Annotated in this window: 7 protein-coding genes; all 7 read right to left on the bottom strand. The window is 71.3% G+C overall.

Annotated elements, in window-relative coordinates; genetic code table 11:
• The coding region (locus VN520_RS10030) for a DUF4081 domain-containing protein (RefSeq protein ID WP_325746517.1) at positions 1-509 on the bottom strand (509 nt) is incomplete at its 3' end.
• A 139-nt stretch (positions 510-648) separates the two neighbouring features.
• Positions 649-1,806 (bottom strand): flavodoxin-dependent (E)-4-hydroxy-3-methylbut-2-enyl-diphosphate synthase, encoded by a 1,158-nt coding sequence (ispG, locus tag VN520_RS10025; protein ID WP_325746516.1) that lies wholly within the window; start codon positions 1,804-1,806, stop codon positions 649-651.
• Between the two features lie 180 nt (positions 1,807-1,986).
• On the bottom strand, positions 1,987-3,297 hold the full coding sequence (locus VN520_RS10020) for a site-2 protease family protein (protein ID WP_325746515.1): 1,311 nt from the start codon (positions 3,295-3,297) through the stop codon (positions 1,987-1,989).
• On the bottom strand, positions 3,294-4,556 hold the full coding sequence (gene dxr / locus VN520_RS10015) for a 1-deoxy-D-xylulose-5-phosphate reductoisomerase (protein WP_325746514.1): 1,263 nt from the start codon (positions 4,554-4,556) through the stop codon (positions 3,294-3,296). The genes VN520_RS10020 and dxr overlap by 4 nt, the downstream gene beginning before the upstream one ends.
• Before the next feature lie 52 nt (positions 4,557-4,608).
• Positions 4,609-5,376 (bottom strand): hypothetical protein, encoded by a 768-nt coding sequence (locus VN520_RS10010; protein ID WP_325746513.1) that lies wholly within the window; start codon positions 5,374-5,376, stop codon positions 4,609-4,611.
• Positions 5,377-5,483: 107 nt separating this feature from the next.
• A complete protein-coding gene (gene aroA / locus VN520_RS10005; protein WP_325746512.1) occupies positions 5,484-6,725 on the bottom strand; it encodes a 3-phosphoshikimate 1-carboxyvinyltransferase in 1,242 nt (413 codons plus the stop codon).
• 80 nt (positions 6,726-6,805) lie between these two features.
• A complete protein-coding gene (locus VN520_RS10000) occupies positions 6,806-8,755 on the bottom strand; it encodes an acyl-CoA dehydrogenase family protein (protein ID WP_325746511.1) in 1,950 nt (649 codons plus the stop codon).
• Positions 8,756-8,984 lie beyond the last annotated feature (229 nt).

Below are 8,984 nucleotides of genomic sequence, written 5' to 3'. Positions count from 1 at the left end.
AGCGGGGAGATGCCGACCTCCTCGGTGAACATGGCCACGCAGGCCGGCATGAGGACCTCCATCTCCTCCTTGCGGACCCTGCGCACGAGCGGGTCGGGCACCACCTCGGCCGAGGGGCGCTCGGTCACCATGAGCGGCTGGTGGGGGCGGACCTCGCGGGCGGGGCCCCAGCTGGGTTCGAGCAGACGCCACAGCTGGGCCGTGGGGCCGGCCGGTCCGACGATCGAGGAGCAGCGGCGGCCGGCCCGCCGGGCACGGTCGGCGAAGGCCCTGACGGCCTCGGGGGTGGCGCAGATGGGCACGAGGTTGGCCCCGGCGTAGCAGAGCGAGCGCAGCCGCCCGTCGGTGTACCAGCCCCACATCTCGCCGCCGAGCCGCCAGGGGTCGAGCCCGGCGATCTGGACGCGGGAGGTGACGAACGCGTTGTCCACGGGTTCGCTCTCGAGGATCGCGAGCGCGGCGGGGAGTTCGCCGGGGTCGAGGACCCGGGTGGTGGTCTGCGTCAACACTGGGGCCTCACCGAACGGTCTGCTGATGTCCGCACTGTACCGAACAAGGTTGTGGGGCGCCGCCCCGGACGGGCAAGGGCCGGGAGGACACAGCTGTGCCCCGCAGGCAGCGGCCTGCGGGGCACGGGGAGGCGGGAGGTCAGCCGGCGATGGAGACCTGGGGCTCGCCCGAGGCGATGCCGTCCTTCTCCATCTGCTCGGCGATCTTCATGGCTTCCTCGATGAGGGTCTCCACGATCTTCGACTCGGGGACGGTCTTGATGACCTCGCCCTTCACGAAGATCTGTCCCTTGCCGTTGCCGGACGCCACACCCAGGTCCGCCTCGCGGGCCTCACCGGGGCCGTTCACGACACAGCCCATCACGGCGACCCGCAGCGGGACCTCCATGCCCTCCAGGCCGGCGCTCACCTGGTCCGCCAGCTTGTACACGTCCACCTGCGCGCGTCCGCACGACGGGCACGAGACGATCTCCAGGCGCCGCTGCTTCAGGTTCAGCGCCTCCAGGATCTGCAGCCCGACCTTGACCTCCTCCGCCGGAGGAGCCGACAGCGACACCCGGATCGTGTCGCCGATCCCCTCGGAGAGCAGCGCGCCGAACGCCACGGCGGACTTGATCGTGCCCTGGAACGCCGGCCCCGCCTCCGTGACACCCAGGTGCAGGGGGTAGTCCGACTGTGCGGCCAGCTGGCGGTAGGCGTTCACCATGATGACCGGGTCGTTGTGCTTGACCGAGATCTTGATGTCCCGGAAGCCGTGCTCCTCGAAGAGGGACGCCTCCCACAGCGCCGACTCCACCAGAGCCTCCGGTGTCGCCTTGCCGTACTTCTTCAGCAGCCGCGCGTCCAGCGAGCCGGCGTTCACACCGATGCGGATCGGGGTGCCGGCGTCTCCCGCCGCCTTCGCGATCTCCTTGACCTTGTCGTCGAACTGCTTGATGTTGCCCGGGTTCACCCGGACCGCCGCGCAGCCCGCGTCGATCGCCGCGAACACGTACTTCGGCTGGAAGTGGATGTCCGCGATCACCGGGATCTGCGACTTCTTCGCGATCGTCGACAGCGCGTCCGCGTCGTCCTGCGTCGGACAGGCCACCCGCACGATCTGGCAGCCGGACGCCGTCAGCTCCGCGATCTGCTGCAGCGTCGCGCCGATGTCCGACGTACGCGTGGTCGTCATCGACTGCACCGACACCGGTGCGTTCCCACCGACCGCCACCGAGCCGACCTGGATCTGGCGGCTGACCCGTCGGTCGGCGAGCTTGGTCGGAACGTCCGGCATTCCGAGAGAAATCGCAGTCATGCGCTGAGCATCCCCAAGGTGTGGATCAGTGTGGATCGAGGTCCCGAGAACGGCGGGCTCCGGGCTTCGAGGTTACGGCACCCGGGACGGACGGGGCGCACCCGTGCCGTCGGAGCACCCGATGGTGTGCGGCCGGCCACCGTCCGTGCGACCGGCCGCCACCCGTGCGGCGTCCGGGCGTCAGGTGATCTTCACGGGGTTCACGATGTCGGCGACCAGCACCAGCAGTGTGAAGCAGATGAAGATCCCGGCGACCACATAGGCGACGGGCATGAGCTTCGCCACGTCGAACGGGCCGGGGTCGGGCCGCTTGAAGACCCTGGCCACGTTGCGGCGCAGGGATTCCCAGAGCGCACCCGCGATGTGTCCGCCGTCCAGCGGGAGCAGCGGCAGCATGTTGAACAGGAAGAGCGAGAGGTTGAAGCCCGCCAGCAGGAACAGCATCATCGCCATCTGGTTCTGTGCCGGGACGTCCAGGTTCATCACCTCGCCGCCGATCCGGGCCGCGCCCACCACGCCGACCGGCGAGTCGTCGGCGCGCTCGCCGTCGCTGAACGCCGCGTTCCAGAGGTCGGGGATCTTGGAGGGCAGGGCGATGATCGAATCGACGCCGTTCTCGATCATGTCGCCCATGCGGACGACCGAGTCACCGAAGGAGAGCGGCAGGATCTCGGTCCTGGCGGCGAAGCCGAGGTAGCCCGCGCTGATGTACTGGCCGGGGACGACCTCGCCGTCGGCGTCCTTCTTGGCGACGGCGTTCTTCTTCAGCACGGCGTTCAGGGTCTGTTCCTGGCCGTCGCGCCGCACGGTGATGGTGGCGGGGCCGACGGTCTGCCGGATCCTGTCCGACAGGGTGGCCCAGTCGTCGATCCTCCGGCCGTTGAAGGCGACGATCCTGTCGCCCTCCTCCAGGCCCGCGGCCTTGGCCGGCGAGACCGGGTCGGACGCCTTGCAGGTGTCGCGGTTCTCGCTCTGCGCGATCACGCACTGCTGGACGCCCGCGACCTCGGTGGTCTGGGTCTGGAAGCCGAAGGTCATCGCCACGCCCATGAAGATCGCGACGGCGAGGACCAGGTTCATGAAGGGGCCGGCGAACATCACGATCACGCGCTTCCACGGCTTGCGCGTGTAGAAGAGGCGCGTCTCGTCGCCCGGTTCGAGTTCTTCGAAGGCCGCGGACCGGGCGTCCTCGATCATGCCGCGCCACGGTGAGGTGGAGCGCGCCTCGATCCGGCCGTCGGGCCCCGGGGGGAACATACCGATCATGCGGATGTAGCCGCCCGCGGGGATGGCCTTGATCCCGTACTCGGTCTCGCCCTTCCTGCGCGACCAGACGGTCGGCCCGAAGCCGACCATGTACTGCGGCACCCTGATGCCGAAGAGCTTGGCCGTCGACAGGTGGCCCAGCTCGTGCCAGGCGATCGAGAACAGCAGACCCACGGCGAAGATGGCGATACCGAGGATCGTCATCAGGATCGTCGTCATGCTCATGCGTGCGCCTCCGCTGTCGCTTCCGCCGAGAGTTCGCGGGCCCTGGACCGGGCCCAGGTCTCCGCTTCGAGGACGTCCGCGACCGTCAGTGAAGTTCCCGTGGCGGGGGTGCCGTGTTCGGCGACCACCGATGTGACCGTATCCATGATTCCGTTGAAGGGGAGCCGTCCGGCGAGGAAGGCGTCCACGCACTCCTCGTTGGCGGCGTTGAACACCGCGGGGGCCGTGCCGCCCAGGGTGCCCACGTGCCGGGCGAGCCCGACGGAGGGGAACGCCTCGGTGTCGAGGGGGAAGAACTCCCAGCTGGAGGCCTTCGTCCAGTCGAACGCGGGGGCCGCGTCCGGGACCCGCTCGGGCCAGCCGAGACCGATGGCGATGGGGCCCCGCATGTCGGGCGGTGTCGCCTGGGCGAGGGTGGAGCCGTCGGTGAATTCCACCATCGAGTGAACATACGACTGGGGGTGGACCACGACCTCGATCCGGTCGAACGGGATGTCGTAGAGCAGATGTGCCTCGATGACCTCCAGCCCCTTGTTGACCAGGGTCGCGGAGTTGACCGTGATGACCGGGCCCATCGCCCAGGTCGGATGTGCCAGGGCCTGCTCGCGGGTCACGCCGGCCAGCTCGTCGCGCGTGCGCCCCCGGAACGGGCCGCCCGAGGCGGTCACGACGAGCTTGCGGACGTCGGCGTGCTTCCCCGCCGCGAGGGCCTGGAAGAGCGCTGCGTGCTCGGAGTCGACCGGGATGATCTGGCCGGGGGCCGCCAGCGCCTTCACCAGGGGGCCGCCGACGATCAGTGACTCCTTGTTGGCCAGGGCGAGGGTGCGGCCCGCCTCCAGGGCGGCGAGGGTGGGGGCGAGGCCGATCGACCCGGTGATCCCGTTCAGCACGGTGTGGCAGTCGCCCGCCGCGAGATCCGTGGCGGCGTCGGGCCCGGCCAGGATCTCCGGGAGCGGCTCCCCCGCGCCGTACACCTCACGCAGGGCCTCGCGGAGCGCCGGCACCTTGTCCCCGTCGGCCACCGCGACCGTGCGTACGCGCAGCTGCCGGGCCTGCTCGGCGAGGAGCTGGACCCTGCCGCCCGCGGCGGAGAGCGCGGTGACGCGGAAGCGGCCGGGGTTGCGCAGGACCAGATCGATGGCCTGGGTGCCGATGGACCCGGTGGAGCCGAGGATCACCAGATCCCGGCGGCCTTCCGCCGCGTCGAAGACGAGATGCGGGTCGGCGAGGGGTGCGGGGCTGTCGCTCATGGCCCCCATTGTCGCCGCATCCACCGGGCGCGCCGACAGGGTGCCCCCGTCAGTGCGTGCCTCAGGCCTGCCCGGCACGGAATTTCTTCCACTGGGCGGCCATGACGTCCTCCGGGACCCCGCCGAGGTCCTGGGTGCCGAGGATCTCCGCGCGGAACGCGAGTGTGGTGGAACCGGACCGCAGGACGGTGAGGTACTCGTACAGCTTCAGCTTCCCCTTCACGTCGACCACGGTGAAGCGGTACGCCTTCGCCTCGTCGGCCTCGGCCGCGAAGGCGGGCAGCGCGGCGGGTTCGGCCTTCTCGTACCTGGCGCGCGCGACGGCCCGTACCTCGGTGAAGCCCTCGGCACAGTCCCGGCCGGCCCTCTCCAGCGACGCCATGACCTTCGCGGCCTCGCCGTCACCGTACGAGCGCAGGGTCACGTCGACGGTGACCCCGAGCATCTCCTCGGGCTTGTCGGCCTTGCGCTGCACCTGGGCGACGGGGTGGTGGCCGCCGACGTCGCCGGCGAGGCTGACCAGCGGCTGGCAGACGGCGGGGTCGGCGGTGTACGAGTCCCCGAGCGGCCCGCCCAGGGCGTACTCGGACGCGGTGAGGCCGCCGGCCTGCTCCCCGTCGGCGAAGGCGACGGCGGTGAGCTGCGCCTCGGTGAGCCCGCCGGCCGGATCCGCCGTGGCTGCCGGACGCGAGGAGGCGGGGCCCGGCCCGGCCTCGCCCCTGCCGTCGTCACCACCACCGGCGCAGCCGATTGGACCCAGGAGGACCGCCACCGCGCATCCCGCCGCCACGGCGCCCCGTCGGCCGCCCGGCCCGTACACCCCGAACATCCCTGCTCCTGTCCGCCGTCGACGCGCCGCGATCCGTGTCCTGATCGCGGCCGGGGCTCGATTGTGCGGCATGCCGCGGGCGGGCACAGCCGTTCCGCCTCAGGTCGTCACATCCGCGTGGTCCTCGCCACGAACTCCGCGAACTCCTCGTGGAAGCGGGGGAAGGTCTTCCGTACGCAGCCGGGGTCGTCGTAGCTCATGCCGGGTGTGCGCAGTCCGGCGACGGCGAACGACATCACGATGCGGTGGTCGCCGTGGGTGACGATCTCGGCGGGGCGCGGGGTGCCGGGGTGGATCTCGATCCAGTCGGGTCCGGTGCGCACGGTGATGCCCATGTTCCGCAGGTTCTCCGCACAGGCCTCCAGCCGGTCGCACTCCTTCACCCGGGTGTTGGCGACGTCCTCGATCCGTACCGGTGAGGTGGCGAACGGCGCGATCGCCGCGAGGGTCGGCATCGTGTCGGAGATGTCGCGCATGTTGACCGTCAGGCCGGAGAGCCTGCCGGAGGACCGTACGGTCGTGGAGTCCGCGGTCGTACGCACGTCGGCGCCCATCCGGCGCAGCACGTCGGTGAAGCGCAGGTCGCCCTGGAGTGCGTCCGTGCCGAGGCCGGGGACGGTGACCTCACGGCCGGTGAGGGCCGCGGTGGCGAAGAAGTAGCTCGCGGTGGACGCGTCGGGCTCGACGGCGTAGGTGGTGGCGCGGTAGCCGCCCGGGGGGACGGTGAAGGTGTTCCCCTCCCGGACGACGTCGGCGCCGAAGCTGCGCATCATCGCGAGGGTGATCTCGACGTACGGTGCCGAGACGAGCTCGGTGACGTCGATCCGGAGGCCTTCGGCGGTGAGCGGGCCGAGCATGAGGAGGGCGGTGAGGTACTGGCTCGACTCCCCCGCGTCGAGGGTCAGTTCACCGCCCTTGACGCCCGAGGCCTCGATGGTGAGCGGGTGATGGCCCTGGGCACCTTCGTGGCGCAGGCCGACGCCGAGGCTCCGGAGGGCCTCGGTGAGGGGTGCGAGGGGGCGGCGGCGCATCTGCGCGGACGCGTCGAAGCGGTAGGTGCCCCGGGCCGCTGCGGCGGCGAGTGCCGGCAGGAAGCGTGCCGTGGTGGCGCCGTCGCGGCAGTGGACGTCGGCGTCGGTGACGGCGGGGCCGGCGGGCCGGCCCTCGATGTGCCATCGGTCCGGCTCGCGGCTGACCCCGTATCCGAGGCGGGTCAGTCCTTCCGTGAACCCCTCGGTGTCGTCCGAGTGCAGGGGGCGCAGGAGGGTGGTGGTGCCGTCCGCCGCGGCGGCCAGGAACAGGGCGCGGGCGGTGACGGACTTGGAGCCGGGGATGTCGATGACGGTCACGGGCGCCCATGTTGCCTTGTCGCGGGTGTGCCCGCGGGGCCCGTCCAGGCAGTGGACGGGCCCCGCGGGGAGTGCCGGGTTCAGCGGATCGGGCGGTGGACGTCGTCCCCGGTGGCCGGGCCCGGGGTGGCGTCGGCGATCCAGGGACCGTCGCCGCTGGGGTCGATGACGCCCTCCTCCAGCCAGGTGTAGGTCCCGGAGAGGACCCCGTCGACGACGCGCTTGTCGATGGCGTCGGTGTTGGACCAGAGCCGGCCGAAGAGCTCCTCCACCCGGATGCGGGACTGCCGGCAGAACACGTCCGCGAGCTGGTACGCCTCGCGGCCGTGGTCGCCGTCGGCGCGCAGGTGCTCGGCCCGGACGCAGGCGGCGCTCATCGCGAAGAGTTCGGCGCCGATGTCGACGATCCGGCCGAGGAAGCCCTGCTTGGTCTCCATGCGGCCCTGCCAGCGGGACATCGCGTAGAAGGTGGAGCGGGCCAGCTTGCGGGACGAGCGTTCGACGTACCGCAGGTGCGCGGAGAGGTCGGGGTGCCCGGGGACGCGGAACTCGCCGTAGGCGTTGGGCAGCCGGCCGGGGCCGCTGACCAGTTTGGGGAGCCAGCGGGCGTAGAACCCGGCGGCGTTGGCGCCCGCCCTCGCCTTGTCGGAGAGCGGCTTGTCGGGATCGATGATGTCGCCGGCGACCTTGAGGTGGGCGTCGACGGCCTCGCGGGCGATCAGCAGGTGCATGATCTCCGTGGAGCCCTCGAAGATCCGGTTGATCCGCATGTCGCGGAGCATCTGCTCGGCGGGGACGGCGCGTTCGCCCCGGGCCGCGAGCGAGGCCGCGGTCTCGAAGCCGCGTCCACCGCGGATCTGGACGAGCTCGTCGGAGATCAGCCAGCCCATCTCCGAGCCGTACAGTTTGGCGAGCGCTGCCTCGATGCGGATGTCGTTGCGGCTCTCGTCGGCCATCTGGGAGGAGAGGTCCACGACGGCTTCGAGGGCGAAGGTGGTGGCGGCGATGAAGGAGATCTTCGCGCCGACCGCCTCGTGCCGGGCGACCGCCCTGCCCCACTGTTCGCGGGCGGCCGACCATTCACGGGCGATCTTCAGGGACCACTTGCCGACGCCGACGCACATGGCGGGCAGGGAGAGGCGGCCGGTGTTGAGCGTGGTGAGGGCGATCTTGAGGCCGGCGCCCTCGGGACCGATGCGGTTGGCCGCGGGGACACGGACCTGGTGGAAGCGGGTCACGCCGTTCTCGATGCCGCGCAGTCCCATGAAGGCGTTGCGGTGCTCCACGGTGATGCCCGGGGAGCCGGCCTCGACGACGAAGGCGGTGATGCCGCCCTTGCGGCCCTCGGACGCGGGCACCCTGGCCATGACGACGAGCAGGTCGGCGACGACGCCGTTGGTCGTCCAGAGCTTCACACCGTCCAGGACGTAGTCCCCCCCGTCGTCGGGCACGGCCGTGGTCGCGAGCCGGGCCGGGTCGGATCCGACGTCGGGTTCGGTGAGGAGGAAGGCGGAGATGTCCGTCCGCGCGAGGCGGGGCAGGAAGGCGTCCTTCTGCTCCTGGGTGCCGAACATCTTCAGCGGCTGCGGTACGCCGATGGACTGGTGGGCGGAGAGCAGCGCGCCGATCGAGGGGCTCGCCGAACCGGCCAGCGCGAGCGCCTTGTTGTAGTAGACCTGGGTCAGACCCAGGCCTCCGTACCTGGTCTCGATCTTCATGCCGAGCGCGCCGAGCTCCTTGAGGCCGTTGATCACCTCGTCGGGGATCCTGGCCTCGCGCTCGATCAGGGCGCCGTCGACCCGGGTCTCGCAGAACTCCCGCAGCCGGGCGAGGAAGGCCTCGCCGCGCCGCACGTCGTCGGGGGCCGGCTGGGGATGGGGGTGGATCAGGTCGAGCCGGAAGCGTCCGAGGAAGAGTTCCTTGGCGAAGCTCGGCTTGCGCCAGTCCTGTTCACGGGCGGCCTCGGCCACCTGCCGTGCTTCGCGCTCGGTGACTTTGGGGGCCTGGGGAATGTCGGATGGGGCGGACATGAGGAGCTCACCTCGCCGCGAGTCGGGGTAGGGGTCGGGCCGTACGCGTGCCGATCGGTACCACTCGTCCGTATCTACCCGATCTGCGGCGGCCCCACCACCCCTGCGGCGGGCGCCCCGGGGCACGGGAGGCGGCCGCGGCCCTCGCACCGGCAGGCCCCTCGGGCCGGGTCCGGCCTGCGGCTTTCCCCTCATGACGCGCCACGGGGAGACCCGCCGGGAATCGGCC

This window comes from Streptomyces sp. (assembly GCF_035563135.1).
Classification (GTDB): domain Bacteria; phylum Actinomycetota; class Actinomycetes; order Streptomycetales; family Streptomycetaceae; genus Streptomyces.
Note: the sequence above shows the minus strand (reverse complement) of the source record. Positions and strands in the feature narration are given on the sequence as shown.